The 23,440-nt window shown below is 66.9% G+C and carries 16 protein-coding genes; 6 read left to right on the top strand and 10 right to left on the bottom strand.

Annotated elements, in window-relative coordinates:
* The first annotated feature begins 282 nt into the window (after nucleotides 1-282).
* Nucleotides 283-2,781 carry a TonB-dependent receptor plug domain-containing protein gene (locus tag AC3A4T_RS03335; protein ID WP_487674088.1) on the top strand — a complete coding sequence of 833 codons (2,499 nt, stop codon included), beginning with the start codon at nucleotides 283-285 and terminating at the stop codon, nucleotides 2,779-2,781.
* A gap of 300 nt (nucleotides 2,782-3,081) precedes the next feature.
* Here the strand turns inward: AC3A4T_RS03335 and AC3A4T_RS03340 are convergent, their stop codons facing one another.
* From AC3A4T_RS03340 to AC3A4T_RS03355, 4 genes are all read right to left on the bottom strand, one after another.
* Nucleotides 3,082-4,320 (bottom strand): multifunctional CCA addition/repair protein, encoded by a 1,239-nt coding sequence (locus AC3A4T_RS03340; RefSeq protein WP_487674089.1) that lies wholly within the window; start codon nucleotides 4,318-4,320, stop codon nucleotides 3,082-3,084.
* Between the two features lie 37 nt (nucleotides 4,321-4,357).
* A complete protein-coding gene (locus AC3A4T_RS03345; protein ID WP_036112450.1) occupies nucleotides 4,358-4,735 on the bottom strand; it encodes a PH domain-containing protein in 378 nt (125 codons plus the stop codon).
* A gap of 171 nt (nucleotides 4,736-4,906) precedes the next feature.
* Complete coding sequence (locus AC3A4T_RS03350; protein WP_487674090.1) at nucleotides 4,907-5,818, bottom strand: complex I NDUFA9 subunit family protein; 912 nt, start codon at nucleotides 5,816-5,818, stop codon at nucleotides 4,907-4,909.
* Nucleotides 5,819-5,828: 10 nt separating this feature from the next.
* Nucleotides 5,829-7,901: a lytic transglycosylase domain-containing protein gene (locus tag AC3A4T_RS03355; protein WP_487674091.1), complete on the bottom strand. Its 2,073-nt coding sequence runs from the start codon at nucleotides 7,899-7,901 to the stop codon at nucleotides 5,829-5,831.
* 461 nt (nucleotides 7,902-8,362) lie between these two features.
* Here AC3A4T_RS03355 and AC3A4T_RS03360 point away from each other — a divergent pair, with 461 nt between their 5' ends.
* The 3 genes from AC3A4T_RS03360 to AC3A4T_RS03370 all read left to right on the top strand — a co-directional run bounded on the left by AC3A4T_RS03360 (nucleotide 8,363) and on the right by AC3A4T_RS03370 (nucleotide 15,770).
* Nucleotides 8,363-9,160, top strand: a complete 798-nt coding sequence (locus AC3A4T_RS03360; RefSeq protein WP_487674092.1) for a sulfite exporter TauE/SafE family protein — start codon at nucleotides 8,363-8,365, stop codon at nucleotides 9,158-9,160.
* Between the two features lie 282 nt (nucleotides 9,161-9,442).
* Nucleotides 9,443-12,370: a TonB-dependent receptor plug domain-containing protein gene (locus AC3A4T_RS03365; RefSeq protein WP_487674093.1), complete on the top strand. Its 2,928-nt coding sequence runs from the start codon at nucleotides 9,443-9,445 to the stop codon at nucleotides 12,368-12,370.
* Nucleotides 12,371-12,875: 505 nt separating this feature from the next.
* The gene (locus AC3A4T_RS03370) at nucleotides 12,876-15,770 is read left to right on the top strand and encodes a TonB-dependent receptor plug domain-containing protein (RefSeq protein ID WP_487674094.1); all 2,895 of its coding nucleotides are present in this window, start codon (nucleotides 12,876-12,878) and stop codon (nucleotides 15,768-15,770) included.
* A gap of 359 nt (nucleotides 15,771-16,129) precedes the next feature.
* On the opposite strand, the gene AC3A4T_RS03375 is transcribed toward AC3A4T_RS03370, so the two are convergent.
* The 5 genes from AC3A4T_RS03375 to AC3A4T_RS03395 form a co-directional block, all read right to left on the bottom strand.
* The gene (locus AC3A4T_RS03375) at nucleotides 16,130-16,348 is read right to left on the bottom strand and encodes an ATP-grasp domain-containing protein (RefSeq protein WP_487674095.1); all 219 of its coding nucleotides are present in this window, start codon (nucleotides 16,346-16,348) and stop codon (nucleotides 16,130-16,132) included.
* A gap of 178 nt (nucleotides 16,349-16,526) precedes the next feature.
* On the bottom strand, nucleotides 16,527-17,285 hold the full coding sequence (locus AC3A4T_RS03380) for an endonuclease/exonuclease/phosphatase family protein (protein WP_056115394.1): 759 nt from the start codon (nucleotides 17,283-17,285) through the stop codon (nucleotides 16,527-16,529).
* A gap of 25 nt (nucleotides 17,286-17,310) precedes the next feature.
* Nucleotides 17,311-18,168, bottom strand: a complete 858-nt coding sequence (locus tag AC3A4T_RS03385) for a thiol:disulfide interchange protein DsbA/DsbL (RefSeq protein ID WP_487674096.1) — start codon at nucleotides 18,166-18,168, stop codon at nucleotides 17,311-17,313.
* Nucleotides 18,169-18,403: 235 nt separating this feature from the next.
* Complete coding sequence (locus AC3A4T_RS03390) at nucleotides 18,404-19,066, bottom strand: thiol:disulfide interchange protein DsbA/DsbL (RefSeq protein ID WP_487674097.1); 663 nt, start codon at nucleotides 19,064-19,066, stop codon at nucleotides 18,404-18,406.
* 397 nt (nucleotides 19,067-19,463) lie between these two features.
* The gene (locus AC3A4T_RS03395) at nucleotides 19,464-20,339 is read right to left on the bottom strand and encodes a c-type cytochrome (protein WP_487674098.1); all 876 of its coding nucleotides are present in this window, start codon (nucleotides 20,337-20,339) and stop codon (nucleotides 19,464-19,466) included.
* Nucleotides 20,340-20,535: 196 nt separating this feature from the next.
* Between AC3A4T_RS03395 and yihA the strand changes: the two genes are divergently transcribed.
* Together yihA and AC3A4T_RS03405 are read left to right on the top strand one after the other, a co-directional pair.
* Nucleotides 20,536-21,240, top strand: coding sequence for a ribosome biogenesis GTP-binding protein YihA/YsxC (gene yihA / locus AC3A4T_RS03400; protein ID WP_487674099.1), 705 nt, complete (start codon nucleotides 20,536-20,538; stop codon nucleotides 21,238-21,240).
* A 329-nt stretch (nucleotides 21,241-21,569) separates the two neighbouring features.
* The gene (locus AC3A4T_RS03405; RefSeq protein WP_487674100.1) at nucleotides 21,570-22,418 is read left to right on the top strand and encodes a tetratricopeptide repeat protein; all 849 of its coding nucleotides are present in this window, start codon (nucleotides 21,570-21,572) and stop codon (nucleotides 22,416-22,418) included.
* Between the two features lie 48 nt (nucleotides 22,419-22,466).
* Here AC3A4T_RS03405 and AC3A4T_RS03410 read toward each other — a convergent pair whose 3' ends face one another.
* Nucleotides 22,467-23,351: a putative signal transducing protein gene (locus tag AC3A4T_RS03410; RefSeq protein WP_487674101.1), complete on the bottom strand. Its 885-nt coding sequence runs from the start codon at nucleotides 23,349-23,351 to the stop codon at nucleotides 22,467-22,469.
* Between the last annotated feature and the right edge of the window lie 89 nt (nucleotides 23,352-23,440).

Below are 23,440 nucleotides of genomic sequence, written 5' to 3' on the forward strand. Positions count from 1 at the left end.
CACGACGACGCCCCGACTACCCCAGCGCAACCTCCCGTTTCGCGCATCTGGCACACACCGTGCGCACAAGCCGTGCCACACAAGCGCCGCCACTCGCCGAACCCATTCAGTGACGCCCACCCATTAACCGCTGAACCGCTCATTAGCCATTCGTCATTCTAGGAAATCTGTCACAAAGGCAAAGTCGGCACAGTCACACGGCGTATTGCGTAAAGGTTAAGAACTTGTGAGGCTCCAGCGCGGGCCACGGGAGCCCGCCTCTCTTTCGCAAGGAACCGACTCATGTCTTCAGTGCATCGCAACCGATTGGCGCTGGCCGTGGCCGCCGCCATGGCCGCCAGCGCCTTCGTCCCCTCCGCCGCGCTCGCCCAGGACGCCGCTCCGGCCAGCCGCGATGCGACGACCCTCGACGCGGTGCAGGTGACCGGTTCGCGCGCGCGTGGTCGCGCCGCCGAGGACACCGCGGCGCCGGTCGACGTGATCGGCAAGGAAGAACTCAACGCCACCGGCGCGACCGAGATCGGCCAGATCCTGCAGATGCTCGAGCCGTCGTTCAATTTCTCGCGCACCTTCGTCAGCGACGGCACCGACATCCTGCGTCCGGCGACGCTGCGTTCGCTCGGCCCCGATCAGGTGCTGGTGCTGGTCAACGGCAAGCGCCGCCACCAGCAGGCGCTGGTCAACGTGCAGCAGACCATCGGCCGCGGTTCGGCCGGTACCGACATCAACGCCATTCCGCTGTCGGCGATCGAGCGCATTGAAGTGCTGCGCGACGGCGCCGCGGCGCAGTACGGCTCGGACGCGATCTCCGGCGTGATCAACATCATCCTGAAGAAGCAGACCGAAGAAACCCAGCTGTCGTTCCAGGCCGGCAAGAACTACGCCGGCGACGGCGCCAACTACCAGGGCTCGGTCAACACCGGGGTCAAGCTCGGCGACGACGGCGGCTTCCTCAACTTGTCGCTGGAATACCGCGATCGCGCCGAAACCAACCGCGCCGGCCCGGACAGCCTGCGGGTGAGCCCGCCGCGGGTGACCCAGCGCCTGGGCGACGCCGACGCGACCGACGCCTATTTCTGGTTCAACGGCGGCCTGCCGGTCGGCACCGGCGAGTTGTACTGGTTCGGCGGCCTGTCCAAGCGCAAGGGCGATTCCTCCGGCTTCTTCCGCAGCCCCGGCGACAACCGCACGGTGCCGGCGCTGTACCCGGACGGTTTCCTGCCCAATATCCTGACCACGGTCGACGACACCTCGCTCGCGGTCGGCTACAAGGCGACGATCAACGACAACTGGGACTGGGACATCTCGGTCAACCGCGGCCGCAGCAAGTTCGGCTTCGAGGAAAGCAACTCGGTCAACGTCAGCTGGTGGTACGAGCCCAAGCCCGGCGGCGGCATCTACGCCGAGTCGCCGACCCGCGCCGACACCGGCACCCTGCAGTTCGACCAGACCACGTTCAACCTGGATTTCCGCGGCACCCTCAAGGGCGTCAACGATCGTCCGCTGTACCTGGGCACCGGCGTGGAATACCGCAAGGACGACTACCAGATCCGCGCCGGCGCGCCGGTGACCTACACCTACGGCCGCACCAACAACCGCGCGATCAACATCGTCGGCCAGACCGGCGACACCGCGCAGCCGGGCATGCAGGGCTTCCCGGGCTTCTCGCCGAACGAAGCGGTCGACGACGGCCGCCACAATTACGCGATCTACCTCGACGCCGAAACCAACCTGACCGACAAGTTCCTGCTCGGCGGCGCGGTGCGTTACGAGGACTACTCCGATTTCGGCAACACCACCACCGGCAAGCTGTCGGCGCGCTTCGACGCGACCGAGCAGTTCGCGCTGCGCGGCACCGTCTCCACCGGCTTCCGCGCGCCGGGCGTGCAGCAGCTGTTCTACAGCCAGCGCTCGACCAACCTCAATGCCGCCGGCGTGTTGACCGACACCCTGACCGCGCGCCAGGACAGCGCGGTCACCCGCGCGTTCGGCATCGAGCCGCTGAAGGAGGAAACCTCCAAGAGCGCCTCGGTCGGCTTCGTGCTCAAGCCGAACGATCGCTTCTCGTTGACGATGGACGTGTTCCGCATCGACATCGACGACCGCATCATCTTCTCCAGCAACATCCAGCCCGAGTCGGTCGGCACCAACGGCCAGCCGTGCGCGCCGGGCAACGGCAACTGCCCGATCCGCGCGATCCTCGACCCGATCGGCGTCGGCCAGGTGCTGTTCTTCACCAACGCCATCGACACCCGGACCACCGGCGTGGACATCGTGGCCAACCACAACACCGAGTTCGCCGGCGGGTCCAAGTTGAATCTCACCGCGCTGGTGCATTTCAACAAGACCGAAGTGAAGGATCGCCGGTCGCAGTCGAGCATCCTGTCGCCTAGCGCCTTGTTCGACGACACCCAGGTGACCTTGATCGAACGCGGCCAGCCGCGCGAACACCACGTGCTGCAGGGCGTGTACGAGATCAACAAGTGGGAATGGACCGCGCGCGCCAACTACTACGGCCCGGTGACCGGCGAAGGCTTCACCCCGGGCATCAAGCAGACCTGGGGCGGCAAGTGGCTCGGCGACCTGGCGGTGCGTTACAAGTTCAACGACAAGACCAGCGTGACCGTCGGCGGCAACAACATCTTCGACACCTACCCCGACAAGTGGGACCCGCAGACCGGCGCGCCGTTCCCGCAGCTGGGCTTCAAGTACGGCTGGGAAACCTTGCCGTTCGGCATGAACGGCGGCAGCTATTACGCTCGGATCGATTATCGGTTCTGAGTCGTGGTTGCCGCGGTGATTTGAGTGGTTGCCGTGGTTGCCGTGGATGCGGAAAAGCCGTCGCGCATGTTTTTGCGCGACGGCTTTTCTCTTTTGGGCAGGGTGCGGATGGGATAGGCGTCGGTATCGTCATTCCGAGGCTTCATTCCCGCGAAGGCGGAGCCCCCCTTCGCGGGAATGACGAGCAAGAACACGACGCGAAGGGAGCTGCATTTGTGAAGCGGCCAAGCGATTAATCAACGAAGCGATCAATCAACCAAGCAACCAAGCAACCAAGCAACCAAGCAACCAGGTAAAACCTCAGCCCTCTTCCTTGCGCGCCGCCGCGATCGCCGCGATCGCCGCGATCCGCGCGCGCCGCATCGCTTCGCCGACCGCCGGGCCTTCCAGCCCCGGCGGCAAATCGCTCGCGCGTACCTTCAACGCGGCGGCCAGGGCTTCGCACAGGGCCGGCCCTTGCGGATAGTCGCCGTCCTGCAAGCCCAGCCGGCCGCGCTTGTCGGCTTCGCACACCAGCGCCATCTGTTCGATCCGCTTCGGATTGCGGAAGCCGTCGCAGCGCGCGATCAGCTCAAACACGGTGCGCGCGCGCAGTTCGTTGAAGCGATGCACGTTGAGGTGTTCGCGGCAGACCGCCTCGGCGAGCAGGCGGTGCTCGGTCGGTATTTTCAGGCGCGCGCACAAGTCGGCCAGCGGTTCCAGCCCGGCGCGTTCGTGATTGAGATGGCGCGGCAGGATGTCGGCCGGGGTCAGCGCCTTGCCCAGGTCGTGGGTCAAGGCGGCGAAGCCGATCAGGTCGTCGCCGGGCGCGAGTTGCGCGGCCATGTCGACCACCATCTCGGTATGGATGCCGGTATCGACCTCGGGATGGAATTCGGCGCGCTGCGGCACGCCGTACAAGGCGTCGACTTCCGGCAGCACCACCGCCAGCGCGCCGGCGTCGTGCAAGGTGCGCAGGAACGCCGATGGCCGCGCGCAGCTCAACGCACGCCGCAGTTCCTGCCATACCCGCTCGGCGACCAGGTCGGACAGTTCGCCCGACTCGGCCATTTGCCGCATCAGCGCCATCGTTTCGGGCGCGACGGTGAAGCCGTGTTCGGCGAAGCGCGCCATGAAGCGGCCCGCGCGCAGCACCCGCAACGGGTCTTCGACGAAGGCCGGGCCGACGTGGCGCAGCACTTTCGCCTCGAGGTCGCGCGCGCCGCCGTAGGGATCGACCAGTCGGCCGTCGCGTTCGTCGCGGGCGATCGCGTTGATGGTGAAGTCGCGCCGGCCCAGGTCGTCTTCCAGGGTCACCGACGGATCGGCGTCGACCACGAAGCCGCGGTAGCCGCGTCCTGACTTGCGCTCGGTGCGCGCGAGCGCGTACTCCTCGCCGCTGTCGGGGTGCAGGAACACCGGGAAATCCTTGCCGACCGCCTTGAAGCCCGCCGCAAGCATCGCCTCGGGCGTTTCGCCGACGACCACGTAGTCGCGATCGCCGGCGGGCAGGCCGAGCAGAGAATCGCGCACCGCGCCGCCGACCAAGTACACCTTCATCCTTGCGTTCCTCAAATACCGTTGCGATGTGCGCTCGTCAGCGCGGCGTGTTCTGCGCGAGCAGCGCGATGATGTCCTCCGAGCCGGCGCTGCGGCCGAGGTGGCGGATGATCGGATTGGGCTGGCCCGACACCCACAGCCGCAGTTCGGCTTCCAGGTCGAAATGGCCGGCGGTTTCCAGCGAGAACATCACGATGCTGCGGTAGGGCAGGCTGAGAAATTCGGTCTTGCGCCCAGTCACGCCCTGCTTGTCGACCAGGATCAGGCGGCGGTCGGTGAACACGATCAGGTCGCGGATTTCGCCGAACGCGCGCTGCACGCTTTCGCCGGGCGCGAGCAGCGGGGCGAAGTCCTCGTTGACCTTGTCGGTGGATTTTTCGCCGGCATGGCCGAGCAGGGTGTCGAGCAGGCCCATGGGGCTGTCCTTGTCGTGGCGGTGATGCGCATCCTAGCGCAGGGCGGTCGAGACGACGTTGTCGCGTCGCCCCCCTGTAGGAGCGGCGTAAGCCGCGACCGCGATACCGCGCCTACGTCGTGACTGTGATGTCGCGGTCGCGGCTTACGCCGCTCCTACAGGGAGCCGATGTCAGGCCGCGGTGAGGCCGAGGATTTCGGGCAAGCGCGGCAACACCGGCGTCGGCGTGACTCCAAGCTTCAGCAAGCCATTCTCGACACTGGTCGAATCGCTCTGCAGCGAGCGCCAGTTGTCGCGGCTGATCGGCTTGCCCGGCAGGAATTCGCCGATATCGGCCTGCAGCTTGCCCAAGGCATCCGGCAGCGGCAGCACCGCACGCAGTCGGCCGCGCGCTTTCGCGGTCGCGCGCACGATCTCGCCCAGGCTCATCACGTCCGGCCCGACCAGGTTGTAGCTGCGCGCGATGTGGCTGTCGTCGTTCAAGGCGTTGACGAAGGCCTGGGCGACGTCGCCGACCCAGACCGGCTGGAAGCGCGCATTCGCCCGGCCCATCGGCAGCAGCGGCGCGTAGCGCAGCAACTGGTCGAAGCGACAGAACAGGCCATCGCCCGGGCCGGCGATCACCGACGGCCGGAACAAGGTCCACGACAGTTTGCTCGCGCGCACTTTCTGTTCGGCGCGGCCACGCGATTCCAGGTAATGGCTCTGGCCGGTGCCGGCGTTGAGCGCGCTCATCTGCAGCAGCCGCATCACGCCCATGTCGCGCATCGCCTCGATCAGCGCATCGAGCAGTTCGACATGGACATGCTCGAAACCGGCGCCGCTGTCGCCTTGTTCGTTGAGGATGCCGACCAGGTTGACCACCGCGTCGACATCGTCGAGCACTGCGCGCAGGAAATCCGGGTTGCCGACATCGCCTTCGATCAGGCTGGCGTCGCGCGACAGCAGTTGCTTCTTGAGCGGGTCGACGCCGCGGCTGAGCACGGTGATGCGGCAGCGTTCGCGCAGCAGCTGTTCGACGAGGTGGCGACCGACGAAGCCGGTACCGCCCAGTATCAGGACATGGCGACGGGGCGCGGGCATCGGCGCGCGCTCAGTCGGTTTCGGCCGGCAACGGCGCCGTCGCGGTGGCGGCCGATGTGGGGCAGGTGAAGGACTTGCGCGGGCTGTTGTTGATTCCGCGCATGCGGTCGCTGACCTTCAGCGCATCGCCGTTGAGGCGCCAGTCGTAGAGCACGCTGAAGGCCAACACGCGCGCGACGTACTCGCGGGTTTCCTTGTAGCTGATGGTCTCGATCCAGAAATCCGGATCCATGCCCGGTCGCTGCGACTGCCAGCGCCCCAGCGGCGCGGGGCCGGCGTTGTAGCCGGCCATGGCGAAATACGGCTGGCCGCCGTACTTGTCGAGCAACTGGCGCAGGTAGGCGGTGCCCAGAATGATGTTGGTGTCCGAGTCGTACAGGCTGGCCGCGCCACCCCAGGGCAGCCCCAGGCTCTTGGCGACCTGTGCGCCGGTGCCGGGCAGGACCTGCATCAGGCCCATCGCGTTGGCGCCCGAGCGCGCGGTCGGGTTGAAGATGCTTTCGGCGCGGATCTCGGCGGCGACCCAGGCCGGGTCGATGCCGTTGCGCGCCGACTCGCGGCGGATGGTATCGCCGTGGTGCAGCGGGAAGCGCAGGTAGTACATGCGCTGTTCGTTCGGAGTCTTGTTGAGCGAGAACACCGCGCGGTCGAACCAGTTGTAGCTCTGCGCCACTTCGATCGCGATGCGGCGCTGGGTGTCGTCGTAACGGGTCAGCGCATCGTCCCACTCGCGGATCGCCCAGGCCGCGCGTTCGATCTGGAACAGGCCCATCGCCCGCATCAGGATCGGATCGCGCGCGATCGCGGCCTTGGCCGCGACGCTGTCCTTGGGTTGCACCGGGCACAGCGTGTAGGGCTGGCCGAGCCGGTCGGACGACAGGAAGCCGTGGAAGTCGGCGTTCTTGGCCGATTCGCGATACAGCCGCGCGGCGCTGGCCTTGTCGCCGGCGATTTCGCTCAGCCGCGCTTCGAAATACTCCCAACGCGATTCGTCGCGCTGTTTGGCGCCCATCTTGCGGATCGCGGCCAGCGCGCCGGCCCAGTCCGAACGCGACATGGCTTCGCGCGCGCGCCACTCGTGCAGGCGTTCGTCATAGGCCACCTCGGGCACCGCGTTGAGGCGGCGCGCGGATTGCGCATCGTAGGAGGCCACCGACCACAGCGCGGTCTGGTACAGCACGCGGCCGCGGTCTTCGTCGCTGAAGGCCAGCGCTGAGGCGTACTTGGGCAACTGCGCTTCGGCGCTGGCCGGTTGCGCCTTGGCCAGCTTGGCCAGGCCGTAGGAGGCGATCTTGCGGCTGCGTTCGGTTTTCGGCCAACTCAGCGCGCGTTCGTTGACGTTATCCAGAAACGCGGCGTAGTCGTTGGCCTGAGTGAGTTGATCCGCCGGCAGACCGCGCGCGGCGGCGCGCATCACCGCCGGCTGCCATTCGGCTGCCGCCGCGTCGATGCGTTCCCAACGCAGTTCAGGGCTCAGCCCGCCTTGCGCGGCGAGCACCGCGAACGGCGCATCGCAGCTGTCGGGCAGCGACTTGCCGCTGCTGCGCCAGATCGCCTGCGCGTCCTTGGTCCATTGCGCATCGGCCTTGCCGAGCGCCTGGCGCGCGTTCAATTCGGCGCAGCGCAGGCTGACGCTGCGGTCCTTGCCGCTGTTGTTCTTCGGCGTCCACGCCGCGGTGAACGCGGCCCAGTCTTCGCGGCGCGCGGTCGCGGCCAGCCAGATGTCGCGGAACGCGTCGCCGGAGGCTTCGTTGCCGCGGCGGTTGAGGAAATCCTGGGCCTGGCCGTTGTTCACGCTGTCGATGGCGCGGCGCAGGCTGGCGTACTCGACCCAGCCGTACAGCGGATGGCGGGCGATGTCGGCGTATTGGCCGGCGTCGAACGGCCCGCGTTCGGCAGCGTCGATCGCGGCGCGCACGCGCGGCAGCAACGGATCGACCGCGGGCGCGGGCAAGGCGTTGCTGATCGCCGCGGGTTTGACCGCGGGCAGGGTCGGCGCCGCGGCCGTGGTCTGGGCGCAGGCGGTGGTGGCGAGGGTCGCGGCGAGCGCGGCGAACAGCAGGGAATGGGGGCGCGGGAGCATGTTCGGGACTATAGCCGAGCGTGGATGAATGTCTTATGTGAACGGTGGGTGGATGGGGTGGAGTGGGAATGCGGTCGCGGTGTTTCGCGGTGGGAGTTGCGATGCGAAAGAGTTGTTCGGCTGTAGGAAGCGAGTGTGGCCTTGCAATGGCGAGGTTGTTGCGATGTCTTGGGCGCGGCTTGTGGTTGAGTGAGATTCGGTGGGCGCGGCTTTTGCTTGGCGATGGGAAAGGCAAAGCAAAAGCGAATCCCCCTGCCCCCCTTTGCAAAGGGGTGAAAAGCAACGGCAGGGAAAGCAACGGCAGGGAAGGCAAGAAAGAAAAGCGAAGATGCGGGAAGTGGGTCGCGTGTGGGAGCGATGGCATGCAGAATCGGTGCATCGCGACGTTTGCCGGGTGACGCTGTCGGCAGGCCTGTGGGTCGACCCACGATCGTCGCTTCGCTAATCCTTTGGAGCACCGCATGGCGATCTGGCTGGTTTTCCTCGCGCTCGGCGCGGTCGCCGGCGTGCTCGCCGGCTTGCTCGGGATCGGCGGCGGTCTGGTGCTGGTCGCGGCGCTGGCGTGGATCGCGCCGGAAATCGGTATTCCGCAGGAAGCGGCCATGCACACCGCGCTGGCCAGTTCGCTGGCCAGCATCGTGCTGACCGCGACCGCGTCGGCGCGCGCGCACGCCAAGCGCGGCAGCGTGATGTGGCCGACCGTGCGCTGGATGGTTCCCGGCCTGCTGCTCGGCGGCTGGCTCGGCAGCTTCGTCGCCGTGCGCATCGACGGCGAGTGGCTGCGCTGGATCGTCGCCGGTTACTGCCTGATCGCCGCCGCGCAACTGCTGTTCGGCAAGAACCGCGCCCAACTCGGCGCCGATGCGCCGCCGCCGCAAGGCGCGCCGATGACCGCCGCGGGCGTCGGCATCGGCGCGGTGTCGGCGGTGGTCGGCATCGGCGGCGGCAGCATGACCGTGCCCTTGCTGGTCTGGCGCGGGGTCGCGCCGGTGCGCGCGGTCGGCACCTCCTCGGCCTGCGGTGTCGCGATCGGCTTGGCCAGCGCGATCGGCTATGCGCTCAACGCACCGGCCGGGGCCTTGCCAGAGCACGCGATCGGCTATGTGTATCTGCCGGCGGCGATCGGCGTGGCCATCGCCTCGGTGCTGTGCGCGCCCTACGGCACGCGGCTCGCCCACAAGCTGCATGGCGACACGCTCAAGCGGGTGTTCGCGGCGTTTCTGGTGCTGGTCGCGGTGAGCCTGCTGCTGGGCGGCTGAAACCGCGACCTGTTTCTCGTTTTAAGCCGCGTAGGGCAAGGCCCGCGCAGCGTGCCCGCGGGCACACGAAAATCCGGCGCGCGAGCCTGCCCGAACCGGTCGCTGCCCCGCATCGGGCCACATGCCAATCAAAACTGAGACCCAGTTGGCAAGTGCCCACTATTTGCGCCTTGTGGCGGCTTCACGAATTGTTTACAACCTTCCGGTGCCGCCGGCCCCCGCGCGGGCGGTGCGCCAATGGCCATCAGAGCCAAGCCAAACACCTTGAGGGAGAGAGAGTCGATGAAAGCGTCGCGTCGTCACGCCTTGGCGAAAGCCATCCAGTTGTCCCTGCTGGTCGCCCTGCCGGGCTTCGCAGCCGCCCAGGAAGCCGAACCCGCCAAAGACGCCACCACGCTGGACACCGTCCAGGTCACCGGCACCCGCATCAAGAAGGCCGAGATCGAAAGCCAGGTCCCGGTCCAGACCCTCAATCGAGAAGACATCGAACGCACCGGTCTGACCTCGATCGGCGACGTGGTACAGGAACTCACCGGCGCCGGCTCGGCGCTCAACACCAAGTTCAACTCCTCGGGCAACTTCGGCTTCTCGCCGAACGGCGACGGCATCGGCGCCGGCTCGGCCCAGGTCGACCTGCGTCACCTCGGTCCCAAGCGCGTGCTGGTGCTGGTCGACGGCATGCGCTGGGTCAACGAGTCCTCCGCCTCGGGCGTGGGCGCGGCGACCGACCTCAACACCATTCCGCTGGCGATCGTCGAGCGCATCGAGATCCTCGAAGACGGCGCGTCCTCGCTGTACGGCTCCGACGCGATCGCCGGCGTGGTCAACATCATCACCCGGCGCAATTTCGATGGCGGCCAGATCAGCCTGAACTACGGCCAGTACGGCAAGGGCGACGGTGAGCTGCAAGGCGTCGACCTGGCGTGGGGCTTCAATACCGACCGCGCCAACCTGTTCCTGGGCTTGAGCTATGTCGATCAAGACCCGGTGTACTCGCGCGACCGCGCCGTTTCCCGCTTCCCGGTGCCGGGACTGGGCGTGGAAACCGGCAGCTCGGCGACCCCGAACGGCCGCTTCATCTTCAACCCGCCGACCGCGAGCACCGCGTGTCCGCTGACCGACGTCGACGACGATCCCTCGACCCCGGCGGTGCCGTTCTGCAACATGACCACGCCCAACGGCAGCAGCTTCCCGAACGGCGTGCGCTATCCGCAGGACTTCATTCCGTTCACCGGCGCGAACCGCTACAACTTCGCCCGCGAGAACATGCTGCTGACGCCGTCCAAGCGCATGGGCGCGTTCGGCCAGTTCCGCTATCACTTCAGCGACAACGTGCAGGGCTACGTCAAGGCGCTGTACAACCGCCGCGAGTCGGTCAACCAGGCCGCGCCGGAACCGATCTTCCTCGGCGCCGGCGCCGGCACCGGCAATCCGTGGTCCGAGCAGATCACCATCTCGCGCCTGAATCCGTATAACCCGTTCGGCTTCGACCTGACCTCGATCGGCCCCAACGCCAATCTCGACACGATCGCGCGCCGACCGATCGAAGGCGGCCCGCGCGTGTTCGAGCAGCAGGTCGACACCAAGTACATCGCGGCCGGCGTGGAGGGCAGCTTCGATGTCGGCGACCGCACCTATTTCTGGGACGTCAACGTCGCCAGCAACAGGAACGAAGCCGACCAGACCAACTACGGCAGCTACAACGTCCGCAACATCAACATCGCCCTGGGCGACCCGGCGCTGTGCGCGGCGACCCCGGGCTGCGTGCCGCTCAACATCTTCGGCGGCCCGGGCACCATCACCCCGGCGATGCTGCAGTGGATCAGCCCGGTCATCCGCGACCGCAGCGAGCAGAAGCTGCAGACCTTCACCGCCAACTTCTCCGGCGACCTGTTCAACCTGTGGGCCGGTCCGCTGTCGTTCGCGGCCGGTTACGAATACCGCAAGTACGAAGGCTTCTACCGCCCCGATCCGATCACCGTCGCCGGTTTCTACAACGGCACCCAGTCGCTGCCGACCCAGGGCGAGTACGACGTCAACGAAGCCTATGTCGAACTCAACCTGCCGCTGATCAAGGAAGGCTCGTTCGGCAAGAGCCTCGACCTGAGCCTGGCCGGCCGCTATTCGGATTACTCGACCTTCGGCGGACAGTTCACCCCGAAGTACGGCCTGCGCTGGCAGGTCGCCGATGAATTCCTGCTGCGCACCACCTACGCCGAAGGCTTCCGCGCGCCGTCGATCGGCGAGTTGTTCGGTTCGGCCAGCCGCGCCGACCTGCAGCTCAGCGATCCCTGCCTGACCTCGATCACCGGCGATCCGCCGACCGGCAGCCGCGCCAACTGCGCCGCGCTCGGCGTGCCGGCCGGCGCCGCCCAGGCCAACAGCCAGATCTCGGTGCAGACCGGCGGCAACCAGGACCTGGAGCCGGAAACCGCGCGCAGCTTCACCGCCGGCTTCGTCTACAGCCCGGCCTGGGCCGCGGGCGTGCCGTGGTCGGACAAGTTCGACTTCGAAGTCACCTACTACCGCCACTCGCTGGAAGGCGCGGTGCAGGCGATCGACGCGCAGACCCAGCTCAACCTGTGCGTGCAGACGCTCGATCCGCTGTACTGCGGCGGCATCACCCGTTCCACGATCGGCGGCATCTCCTCGTTCGAGAACAAGCTGACCAACCTGGGTTCGATCAAGACCTCCGGCTGGGACATCGACTTCTTCTGGACCCTGCCGGAAACCTCGTGGGGCCAGTTCAAGATCAACTGGCAGAACACCTGGGTCACCCAGTACGAAGCGATCGGCGCCGCCGGCCAGATCCAGCCGCGCAAGCCCGGCGTGGAAGTCAACGACAGCGCGATCCCGGAATGGTCGTCCAACGCGACGCTGTCGTGGAAGAAGAACAACTGGAACGCGTCGTGGACGATCCGCCACATCTCCGAGCTGACCGAAATCTGTCAGGCCTCGGCGCTGGGCTCGCCGTACTGCGACAACCCGGTGACCGGCGAGAACAAGCTGTCGGCGATCACCTACCACGACCTGCAGCTGGGCTATCGCTTCGAATTGCTCAAGGGCCTGCAGATCACCGGTGGCGTCAACAACGTCGCCGACAAGGATCCGCCGGTGTGCCTGTCGTGCTCGCTCAACGGTTACGACGCGTCCACCTACGACATCCCGGGCGGCCGCTTCTTCTACCTGCGCGCGGATCTGCGCTTCTGATGGAGTCGAGCTGATGGCGTCGAGCTGATCGCGCGGCCGCAACCCGGACGCAACCGATCGACTCAGGTTTCAGTGCATAACCGAAACATCGAAACCCAAGACGGCCGGTAGGAAACTACCGGCCGTTTTTGTTGGGTCGGATTTGCCGGGCGGATTTCGTCGGGCCGATTTCATCAGGCCGATTTCCTCCGGCGGATTTTTGTTGCGCGGACCGTTCCGGGCCGATCTTGTTGAGTGGATCTTGCCGGGCGAATCAGCGCCGGACGATTCCGTTCGAGAGCCCGATCGGCACGTTTTTGGTGAGTGCTCTCGACCGACATGCGACGGCCTAATCGCGATCGCATCACGCTTTAAATGGACTTGAGTTCCTGCACAGCGTCAATGCATGTTTTTGCTGTCTTGCGGCTGCTTCGCGAATGCTTACAAACTCGGCAGCCGTCCGCTGGGGGCGACGGCGAGCCCGGCCGTCAGAGCCGGGCCAATCACCTTGAGGGAGAAAGAGTCGATGAAAGCGTCGCGTCGTCATGCCTTGGCGAAAGCCATCCAACTGTCGTTGTTGATCGGCCTGCCGGGCTTCGCCGCCGCGCAGGATGCCGCACCCGCCCGCGAGGCCACCACGCTGGACACCGTCCAGGTCACCGGTACCCGCATCAAGAAGGCCGAGATCGAAAGTCAGGTCCCGGTCCAGACCCTGACCCGCGAAGACATCGAACGCACCGGCCTGACCTCGATCGGCGACGTGGTGCAGGAACTCACCGGTTCGGGCTCCTCGTTCAACGGCAAGCGCAACGCCTCGGGCAACGACGGCTTCCCGTCCGACGGCGGCGGCGTCGGCGCCGGCGCGACCACGGTCGACCTGCGCCATCTGGGTTCCAAGCGCGTGCTGGTGCTGGTCGACGGCATCCGCTGGGTCAACGAGTCGTCGGCTTCGGGCGTGGGTTCGGCGACCGACCTCAACACGATCCCGCTGGCCATCGTCGAACGCATCGAAGTGCTCGAGGACGGCGCGTCCTCGCTGTACGGCTCCGACGCGATCGCCGGCGTGGTCAACATCATCACCCGGCGCAATTTCGACGGCTTCCAGCTCACCACCAATTTCGGCCAGTACACCGAGGGCGACGGCACCAGCCGCGGCCTCGACTTCGCCTACGGCGGCAGCAGCGATCGCGCCACCTGGTTCCTCGGCGCCAGCTACACCAAGCAGGACGAAGTCAGTTCGTCCGATCGCGAGCGCTCGCGCTTCCCGGTGCCCGGCACCGGCCTGGCGCTGGGCAGTTCGCGCGTGCCCGGCGGCCGCATCGCCTTCACCGCGCCGGACGGCCGCAAGTACGACCTGGTCGCCAACGCGGGCCAGAGCAATCCGACCTACACGCCCGGCCAGGCGCCGTGCTCGGCCGGCGTGCCGCGCACCGACGGCTTTCATTGCTTCGGTTCCAACGATCCGTTCAACTTCGCGCCGTTCAACTACGTGCTGTCGCCGTCCGAGCGCAAGGGCGTGTTCGGCCAGTTCCGCTTCGACATCAACGACAAGGTGCGCTGGTACGCGCGCGCTTTGCTCAACCGTCGCGATTCGGAAAATCGCGCCGCGCCCGAGCCGATCGACCTGGGTCCCGGCGCCGGCAACGACTTCGCCGCCAACGTGGTGATTCCGGTCAACCATCCGTTCAATCCGTTCGGCGTGCAGCTCGATTCGAGCAACCTGAGCATCCTGCGTCGCCGTCCCGTCGAAGGCGGCCCGCGCCGCTTCGAACAGCAGGTCGATACCTGGTTCGTCGGCACCGGCCTGGAAGGCACCTTCGACGTCGGCGAGCGCGCCTGGTTCTGGGACGCCAACCTCGCCAGCAGCCGCAACAAGGCCGAACAGACCAACCGCGGCAGCTACAACGCCAAGAACATCGCCCTGGCGATGGGCGATCCGGCGATCTGCGCGGCCACGCCGGGTTGCACGCCGTTGAACATCTTCGGCTACAACACCATCACCCCGGCGATGCTCAAGTGGATCAGCCCGGTGCTGCACGACCGCAGCGAGAACAAGCTGCAGCAGGCGACGTTCAACCTGTCCGGCGATCTGTTCGAGATGTGGGCCGGCCCGCTGTCGTTCGCGACCGGTTACGAGTACCGCAAGTACGAAGGCTCGTACCGTCCCGACCCGATCACCGTGCGCGGCGAGTACAACGGCGTGCCCTCGCTGCCGACCCAGGGCGAGTACGACGTCAACGAAGTCTATGTCGAACTCAACGTGCCGCTGTTCAAGGACTCGGCGTTCGGCAAGGGCCTGGACCTGAGCCTGGCCGGCCGCTATTCGGACTACTCCACCTTCGGCGGCGAGTTCACGCCCAAGTACGGCCTGCGCTGGCAAGTGGCCGACGAGCTGCTGTTGCGCGGCACCTATGCCGAAGGTTTCCGTGCGCCGTCGATCGGTGAGTTGTTCGGCTCGCAGAGCCGCGCCGACGTCGGCATGATCGATCCGTGCCTGATCGGCTCCAACGGCGCGCCGCCGACCGGCAACGCCGCCAACTGCGCCGCGCAAGGCGTCAATCCGGGCACGCGTCAGGTCGATCCGCAGATTTCGGTGCTGACCGGCGGCAATCCGAACCTGGAACCGGAGCGTTCGACCAGCTTCTCGCTGGGCTTCGTGTGGTCGCCGTCGATTCTCGAAGACAGCGCGATCGCCAAGCGCGTCGACATCGAGGGCACGTTCTACAGCCACCGCATCGAAGGCGCGATCCAGGCCATCGATCCGCAGACCCAGCTCAACCTGTGCGTGCAGACGTTGTCGCCGGAATTCTGCGGCGGCATCCAGCGCAATCCGATCACCGACCAGATCGACGGCTTCGCCAACTTCCTCGGCAACCTGAGCGTGATCAAGACCGACGGCTGGGACATCGACGTGTTCTGGACCCTGCCGGAAACGCGCTTCGGCCAGTTCAAGCTGATCTGGCAGAACACCATCGTGGGCAATTACGAAGCCGTCGGCGCCGACGGTTCGCTGCAGCCGTTGCAGGTCGGCCGACTGGTCAGCGATCCGGTGACCCGTTCGATTCCCGAATGGACCTCGAACGCGACCCTGGAATGGAGCCACGGCCACTGGAACGCATCGTGGACCGCGCGCCACATCAGCCAGCTGGTCGAAGACTGCGGCGACGCCGCCGATTTCGCGGTGTGCAAGAACGATCCGCAGACCGGCCAGAACCGTCTGGGCGCTACGACCTTCCACGATTTCCAGGTCGGCTACCGCTTCGACGTGCTCAAGGGCCTGCAGCTGCAGGCGGGCATGAACAACGTGTTCGGCAAGGACCCGCCGGTGTGTCTGGCCTGCAACCTCAACGGCTTCGACGGCTCGACCTACGACCTGCCGGGTGGCGGTTACTACTACCTGCGCGCGGATCTGCGGTTCTGATCGCAGCGGTGGCGTTTAAGGCCGCGGCTGTTGACCGGCCGCGGTTGTTCATCGATGCGTTCAAGGCAACGGCCGGTGGTTCGCCACCGGCTGTTTGCGTTTGTGCGGCGGCAAGTTCACGGACGCCTTTCGCTCGTTGCACGCTTCTCGTCGCACGTCGCTTATGGCTGCCCCCTGTAGGAGCGGCGTGAGCCGCGACCACTCGAAGAGGTGTGCGCAAGCGAACCACCCAAGCCCATGCACCCCGGATACTTAGAGCGGCGGCTCGACGGTCATCGCTTCGGGTGGTTGCGTGGTATTGAACCTCTTCGAGTGGTCGCGGCTCGCGCCGCTCCTACAGGCAGATACCCACGGCCCGATCAGCCGACCGCTCGCGTCCCCGCATGCCGCAACACCTCCAGCACCGCGTCCGGATCGCAGGCATACAACCCCGCGCCCCAGGCCGCGTTCTGCTCGACGCAGGCCCAATCGCCGCCGTCGATGATGCCCGCGTCGAGCACGCAGGCGCGCGGCAGATCCACGCGCGAATCAGCGAGCAAGAAGGGGATGAACAGACTTTGCTTTTTCCCCTTTTCCAAAGGGGAAAAAGCAAGAGCGTGGCGCGAACGGGATCTCTATTGACGCAGACAAACGCCCGACGCGGCAAACAAACGCCCGACGCGTACCCACCCATACCCGCCCGCCCCGCGAATCCCGCGCGTATCACCCGATCATCGTTCAATGCCCCACGCACGCGTCGATCGACACGCATCCAAATCAACGCAACGCGTGATCCGGTACATCCAGCTCCAGCGACAACGCCAGATGATCCGACAGCGCCGCGGGCACCGCGCGCGCGCTGGCGAAGCTCAGGCCGTCGCCCAGCAGGATGTGGTCGATCGCGCGCTGCGGACGCCAGCTCGGGAAGGTGGGAAACACTTCGTTCGGCGGCTGCAGGCGGGTGTTGCGAAACAGGGCCTGCATCTCGGGGCGATCGGCCGAGCAGTTGAAATCGCCCATCAGCACCGCGTGCGGATGGTCGTGCAGCAGTTCGGCGATGAAGGCCAGCTGCGAGGCGCGCGAACCGGCGCCGAGCGAGAGATGGGCGACGGCGATGGTCAGGCCGTCGTCGCCGCTGCCGTAGTGCGCGATCAGCACGCCGCGGCCGGAAATGCGGCCGGGCAGGGGATGGTCGACGACTTCGCGCGGTTCCAGCTTGCTCAGCAGGCCGTTGGCGCTGGAGGCGACATTGCCTACGCGGCGATTGGGCTGGTGGCTCCAGTAATCGAAGCCGGCGCGCTGGGCGAGGTAATGGGTCTGGTTGGTGAAACCCGAACGCAGACTGCCCGGATCGCTTTCGTTGAGGCCGACGATGTCGTGCTCGCCGGCCAACTGGGCGATGGTGTCGAGGCTGCCGCGCTTGTTGCCGGCCGGCAGCACGTGCGACCAGCTGCGCGTCGCGTAATCGCTGTAGCGACGCGTGCTGGAGCCGGCCTGGATGTTCGCGCTGAGCAGGCGCAGCCGGCGTGTGGTCATGCTTGGGTCGATGCCTGCGGGCCGATTACGGCTTCGGCGCCGCGTCGGCGGCCGGAGCGGCCGCGGCCGGCGCGCTGGCCTGCAGCGCGGCGCGTTCCTGCGCGACCAGGTGGTCGGTGATGCGCAGCATGTCCTCGAAGCTCTTGCCCTTGACCAGGAACTTGCCGTTGACCACCAGCGACGGGCTGGAGCTCACGCCCGAGCGCTGCATGAACTGTTCGGCGCGCTTGCCCTTGGCGTTGATCGCGAAGCTGTTCATGGTGCCGATGAAGTCGGCCGCCTTGACGCCGTACTTGGCGTAGAACGCGCCGATCTGTTCGTCGGTGACGGTCTGGTAGTTCAGCGACTGGTCGATGTGGACGGCGCGGAACATCGCTTCGTGGGTCTTCTCGACCAGGCTCAGGGTCTGGGCGGCGTAGAAGGCCTTCTGGAACGGGATCGGGTTGCCGCCGAACGGACCTGCGATCGGGGTGAACTTCACGTCCGCGGTCTGCTTCTTGCGCCAGTCGAGCAGCACCGGCTCGAACTGCGCGCAGTGCGGGCAGGTGTAGCTGAAGATCTCGGCGACTTCGATCTTGCCCGGGACCGGGTCGAAGGCCTGGCCGCCGGGAATTTCGTCGTAGTCGGCGCCGACGGTCGGCGCCGGACCGGCCGGCGGGGTCGCGACCGCGGCCGGCTGGATCGCCGGTTCCGCGGGGGCCGGCGCGGTTTCGGTCGGCGCCGGCGTGGCGCCCTCGGCGGCCGGGGTGGCGGCGGCTTCGGTCGCGGCCGGCGTGGCGGCGGTTTCGGCTGGCGCGGTTTCGGTCTTGTTGCAGGCGGCCAGCGCGAACAGCGCGGTCAGCACCAGCGGAAAGCGGGACAACGAGGCCATACGCGAATTCATCGGGAATCTCCGCAAACGATCAAAGAAGACGAGGGCCTCGGGGCGTTGCGAACGCCATGCGCGAAGCCGACTAGGGCGGCGGCCAGCATAGCGGCCGCGGGACTGAACGTGGAGTGTAGGTTGGGAGCCGGGATTGGAGATTCGGGATTCGGGATTCGCAACAGCCACGGCAAGTCACTGCTGGTGATTTTCCGAATCCCTAATCCCGAATCCCCAATCCCGGCCGTCAAGCGCCTCAGCGCTTGGCGGCACCCGCAGCACGTTCCTTGGCGATCAGCCCATCGGCCACGCGCAGCATGTCGTCGAAGCCCTTCTGGGTGATGATCCGGTACTTGCCGGCGACTACCATCGACGGGGTGCTGTCGACTTCGCTGGCCATGATGAAGGCCTTGGCGCGGTCCATGGCCTGGGCGGTGGCCGGGCCGTTCATGGCCGCGGCGAAGGCGACCGGGTCGGCGCCGAACTTGGCGTAGAACGCGGCGATCTCGGCCGCCGAGGCGTTCTGGATCGGCAGGCTGCGCTCTTCGTGCAGGGCCTTGAACACCGCTTCGTGGGTCTTGGGCTGCAGCTTCATCGCCTGCGCGGTGTAGAACGCCTGCGCATATGGGTTCCAGTAGCCGCCGAACGGCGCGGCCAGCGGCACGAAATTCACATCGCTCGGCAGCTTGGCCTTCCAGGCCGCGACCTGCGGTTCGAAATGGGCGCAGTGCGGGCAGGTGTAGCCGAACACTTCGACCACTTCGATCTTGCCCTTGACCGGCGCGAACGGCTTGCCGCCTTCGATCTCGACGTAGTCCACGCCCACGACGGGCGCGGCGCCGGCGGCGGCCTTGGGCGCGGCGGAGGCAGCGAAGGGAAGCACGGCGAGCAGCAGCAGGGTGGCCAGGCGCAGGTTCATCGGTAGGTCTCGTCGGTGGGGATGGCCGGCGCGCGGCGAACGGGGTTCGCGCTGGCCGGGAAACATAAAAAACGCCGGCAGCAAGGATAACGGCCGGCGTGCAGAACCAAGAGTATGCAGTGAGATCGAAACCGCCCGAAGAAGTTCCTGAGCGCTCAGGCAGTGATGGCGGTCACTTTATGCGGCGTGGATCGCGGCCCGGGGCAAAGGGCGAGTGCCGACGGCACGATGATTTCTCGTGGTCGTGAGCCGCGGCGGAGTGTCTTGATGACGCCGCCGCGCCGGATTCGCGGGCGCGGTCCGGTGGCCAGGCCGACGTTTGCCGCCTCGCGCCTTGACCCAACAAAAACGCCGGCCTGTTGCCAGGCCGGCGTCCGGGTATTGCCTTGGCGCGCGCTCAGCCCTTGGCGGGCTGTGCCGGTGCCGCCGGAGCGGTGGTCGGCGCGGCCGCCGGAGCCACGGCGGGGGCCGCAGCCGGCGCGGGTGACGGCTTGGCCGCCGCCGCGGAGTCGGCCGCGGCGACGTCGTCGGCGCGTTCGTGCAGGCCCTGCAGGTAGCTCGACAGCGAACCGATCTCTTCGTCGGTCAGCGACTTGGCCACGCTGGCCATGATGTTGAACAGGTGCGGGTCCTTCTGGGTGCTGGTGCCGGCCCGGTATTCCTCCAGGCGACGCTTGGAGTAGGCCGCCTGCTGGCCGGCGATGTGCGGGTAGGCCGGGCCGGGGTTGCCGGTGCCGCTCGGGCCGTGGCAGGCCATGCAGGCCGGGATGCCGCGGGCCTTGTCGCCGTTGCGGAACAGCTCTTCGCCGATCTGATAGAACTTCTTGTCCTTGTTCGGACCCGAGGCCACGACCGTGTCGTCGGCGACGCCGGCGCCGGACTTCTGGGTCGCGAAATAGGCGCCCAGGTCGCGCGCGTCCTGCTCGCTGAGCGCGTCGGCGAACGGCTTCATCGCCGCGGACATGCCGGTATTGCGCTCGCCGGTCTTGAATAGGGCGATCTGGTGGGCGATGTAACGCTCGCTCTGGCCGGCCAGACGCGGGTACTGCGGATCGGTCGGATTGCCGTCGAGACCGTGGCAGGCCGCGCAGGTGCCCGCCTTGGTCGCGCCGGCCTTGACGTCGCCCCAGGTGGCCTTCGGGCCGCCGTTGAGCGGCGCGGTCTGGACCGGCTCCTTGTCGGGAATCGGGGTGACCGTGGTCTGGGCGAACGCAACGGCGGCGACCGCGAAGGCGGCGAGGCCGACGAGGCTCAGGACGCGGGCTTGGCTCATGTAGCTGGGCTCCGAACTACTCGTTGCTTCAGGGCTGGCTTGCTGCTGAAGAGGCTGGCTGAAAGGCGGTACGGGGCGGCTGGGCCGACACCGGAACCTCGGAATTATCTTCGCCGGCCGTGATCGGGTCAACGCGGGTTCATCCGGATGTGACCGGAAGGGCAAGTATTCCGGTGCGCCGTGCGATCCTACCCGCATGACCAACCACCTCGCCCGCGCCCGCTATCTGCTGTCGGCGCACAACGTCAAGCAACTGCCGCCCGATGGCGGCTTCGAGGTCGCATTCGCCGGCCGCTCCAACGCCGGCAAGTCCAGCGCGCTCAATGCCATGTGCCAGCAGAACGCGCTGGCGCGGGTGTCCAAGACCCCCGGCCGCACCCAGCAGCTGGTGTTCTTCGACGTCAGCCTGCCGTACCGCGGCCCCGATCCGGCGCCGGAGCCGGACAAGTTCCTGGTCGACCTGCCCGGTTACGGCTACGCCAAGGTGCCGCAGAACCTGCAGGCGCACTGGCAGGCGTTCCTGGACCGCTATTTCCGCACCCGCCAAGCCCTGCGCGGGCTGGTCGTGGTGATGGACATCCGCCACCCGCTCAAGGACTACGACCGGCAGATGCTCGGTTACGCGGTCAGCCGCGACCTGCCGGCGCACGCGCTGCTGACCAAGGCCGACAAGTTCGGCCGCGGCCAGCAACAGCAGCAGTTGATGATGGTGCGCAAGGAATTGAACGCGGCCTTCGGCGACACGGTCAGCGTGCAGACCTTTTCCGGCGAGTCCAAGCAGGGCGTGGACGAAGCGCGCGAGAAGGTGATGGGCTGGCTGGGGCTGCTGCCGTCGGTGGCGCCGACGCCGCTGGCCGTGCCCGAAGCGCTGTTCCCGCCGCTGGCGTCGGACGACGAATAGCCGCCGATGCGCAGGCCGCTTATGTGGGAAGGGCTTGGGCCCCGACGCTTTCCTCTCAGATCGCGATCAGCCGACGAGTCTTCGGCGCCTGCCGAACACTGATCGAAAAGCATCCGGGCTCAAGCCGCTCTCACAAAAAACCTAATATTTTCGCGGCGATCGACAAGCGCAGGGGCTGAAGCCCGCCCCATCCCGATCGCCGGCTTTTGTGACCGCTGGCCGCTTTCGTACCACGCTTCGCGTTACTGACTGGGTGACTCAAGGACCTTCGCGCACTGCGCGAAGACCCGGCCTGCGCGTGCAGGCCCCGGCTCAGGACGCTAGACCGCATGGACACGATCACCGATCCGCAAACCATTCTCGCCGCGGGCGCCTACGGCACCGCGCTGCTGTTTTTCGCCTACGGCGCGTATGCGCTGCTCAAGACCAAGAACGCCGAACAGAACAAGAACGTGCGCTGGTACCTGGGCATCGGCGCCATCGTCGTGGTGGCGATGATCGGCTTCGACACGCTCAAGAGCTGGCGCAGCGGCGAACGCGTGGTGCCCAACGTCTACCTGACCTTCTCGCCGCGTTTCGCCGCGGTGAAGCTGCCCGACCCGGTGATCGAATACAGCGGCCAGACCCTGGCGCCGAACGCGCCGATCCGGGTCGCCGACAACAACAGCAGCATCAACATCTCGGTCGATTCGATCATCGAGACGGTCAAGGGCCTGCAGCAGAACAATCAGCAACTGCAGAACGCGCTCGGCAGCGCCGCGCTGGCCAGCCAGCCCAAGGAACTGGCCGAGGAAATCGCCGCCGCGTCCAGCGCCGGCAAGGACCCGTGCGAAGGAGGCGGCGACGCCACCCTGTGCGGCTGGAAGCAGTTATCCAGCGGCCAACTGGCCAACGCGCAGCAAACCCTGACCCAGGCGGTGAAGGACGCGCCGGCCGACGATCCCAAGGCCCGCGCGACCGCGCTCAGCGGCCTGGGCGAGATCTATGTCGGCCAGGGCCGCATCGAGGAAGCCAAGGTCGTGCTGAAGAAAGCGGCCGATCTGGGCAATAGCGGGGCGAAGAAGCGGTTGGATACGTTGGCGGCTCCGTCGCGGACCGCGCCGGTGCGTCCGCTCACGCCGGTGCGTCCGCCGACGAGCGTCACGCCGCGCGAGGGACGCGCGGTCCCGACGCATTGATGGCGATCGTCAGCGGTTGCGTCGCGGCGCGGAAACGTCGCGACCGTCTCAGGGCCGAGGCAACGAACGCGTCGTGGTGATTTCGCCGATCGGATCGTAACGACGCTCGATATCCATGACACCGTCGCCATCACGGTCGAGTTGATCGTCGACCAAGCGGCTGCCGACATAGCGCATGCGCTTGATGACCCGGCCCTGCTTGTCCTGCCATTCCTGGACTTGCACCACGTCGAACAAGGCTCGATCGCGGTACTCGGGCTCGCCGTCGCCGTCGTAATCCATGGTGTAGCTCGACAGCTGGTTGTGGCGATACGCGCCCTTGCCTTCGCGATAACCGTCGAAGTCGTCGTCTCGTTCGATGGTCGAGGTCAGTCCATCTTCGTAATACACGATCTGGTCGATCTTGCCGTCGCGGTTGCGGTCGGTCTCCACGCGCTCGGGCAGACCATTGCTGTAGAAGACCGTTTCATCGGTCTTGCCGTCGCCATCGAAATCGAAGCGGCCAGTGAACGGTTCGGGCCGTTTCGCGGCAGCGGTCAGCACGGCGCCGATGACGCCACCGACGACCAGCGCGAGCACCAGGCTGGGCACGCCGAAGCGGCTGGGTACGGGCTTGGAGCGATGCAGCGGTTTGTAGAGGTTGGGATCGTCGTCGGGCTTGACCGCGGCCGTGTCGTTGAATCCGTCGTCGGCCGATTCGTCCTCAACATCGTCGGCCGGCACCGCCGCCGCCTGCCACTCATCAATGATCGCGCGCGCCTTGGCGACATGTTCGTCCGCCACTTCGACCCGCACCGAACCGCCGACCGGCAACAGCCCCGCGCCGCCTTCCAGCGCGCCGCCGAACACGAACGATTGAATGCCTTCCTGCGCCAACAATCCCCGCACAAGCTGCGCGTCGGCCGAATGGGCCGCGTGATACACGATCTGCATCGATTCCCCCTGGCGCGCGGCGACGCGCTCGCGCAGGCGAAGTATGCATCGGCGCGATGGCGCGACGCACGAAGGCCGCGCCGCGATCA

Source organism: Lysobacter sp. Soil_N_51 (genome assembly GCF_057655755.1).

Bases quoted from the DNA above. Each gene is read 5' to 3' on its own strand.
- AC3A4T_RS03345 (WP_036112450.1), bottom strand. From the start codon at position 4,735: ATGGGCCTGCTCGACACCCTGCTCGGCCATGCCGGCGAAAAATCCACC.
- AC3A4T_RS03390 (WP_487674097.1), bottom strand. From the start codon at position 19,066: ATGAACCTGCGCCTGGCCACCCTGCTGCTGCTCGCCGTGCTTCCCTTC.
- AC3A4T_RS03360 (WP_487674092.1), top strand. From the start codon at position 8,363: ATGGCGATCTGGCTGGTTTTCCTCGCGCTCGGCGCGGTCGCCGGCGTG.
- AC3A4T_RS03370 (WP_487674094.1), top strand. From the start codon at position 12,876: ATGAAAGCGTCGCGTCGTCATGCCTTGGCGAAAGCCATCCAACTGTCG.
- yihA (WP_487674099.1), top strand. From the start codon at position 20,536: ATGACCAACCACCTCGCCCGCGCCCGCTATCTGCTGTCGGCGCACAAC.
- AC3A4T_RS03350 (WP_487674090.1), bottom strand. From the start codon at position 5,818: ATGCCCGCGCCCCGTCGCCATGTCCTGATACTGGGCGGTACCGGCTTC.
- AC3A4T_RS03355 (WP_487674091.1), bottom strand. From the start codon at position 7,901: ATGCTCCCGCGCCCCCATTCCCTGCTGTTCGCCGCGCTCGCCGCGACC.
- AC3A4T_RS03380 (WP_056115394.1), bottom strand. From the start codon at position 17,285: ATGACCACACGCCGGCTGCGCCTGCTCAGCGCGAACATCCAGGCCGGC.
- AC3A4T_RS03365 (WP_487674093.1), top strand. From the start codon at position 9,443: ATGAAAGCGTCGCGTCGTCACGCCTTGGCGAAAGCCATCCAGTTGTCC.
- AC3A4T_RS03405 (WP_487674100.1), top strand. From the start codon at position 21,570: ATGGACACGATCACCGATCCGCAAACCATTCTCGCCGCGGGCGCCTAC.
- AC3A4T_RS03395 (WP_487674098.1), bottom strand. From the start codon at position 20,339: ATGAGCCAAGCCCGCGTCCTGAGCCTCGTCGGCCTCGCCGCCTTCGCG.
- AC3A4T_RS03335 (WP_487674088.1), top strand. From the start codon at position 283: ATGTCTTCAGTGCATCGCAACCGATTGGCGCTGGCCGTGGCCGCCGCC.
- AC3A4T_RS03385 (WP_487674096.1), bottom strand. From the start codon at position 18,168: ATGAATTCGCGTATGGCCTCGTTGTCCCGCTTTCCGCTGGTGCTGACC.
- AC3A4T_RS03410 (WP_487674101.1), bottom strand. From the start codon at position 23,351: ATGCAGATCGTGTATCACGCGGCCCATTCGGCCGACGCGCAGCTTGTG.
- AC3A4T_RS03340 (WP_487674089.1), bottom strand. From the start codon at position 4,320: ATGAAGGTGTACTTGGTCGGCGGCGCGGTGCGCGATTCTCTGCTCGGC.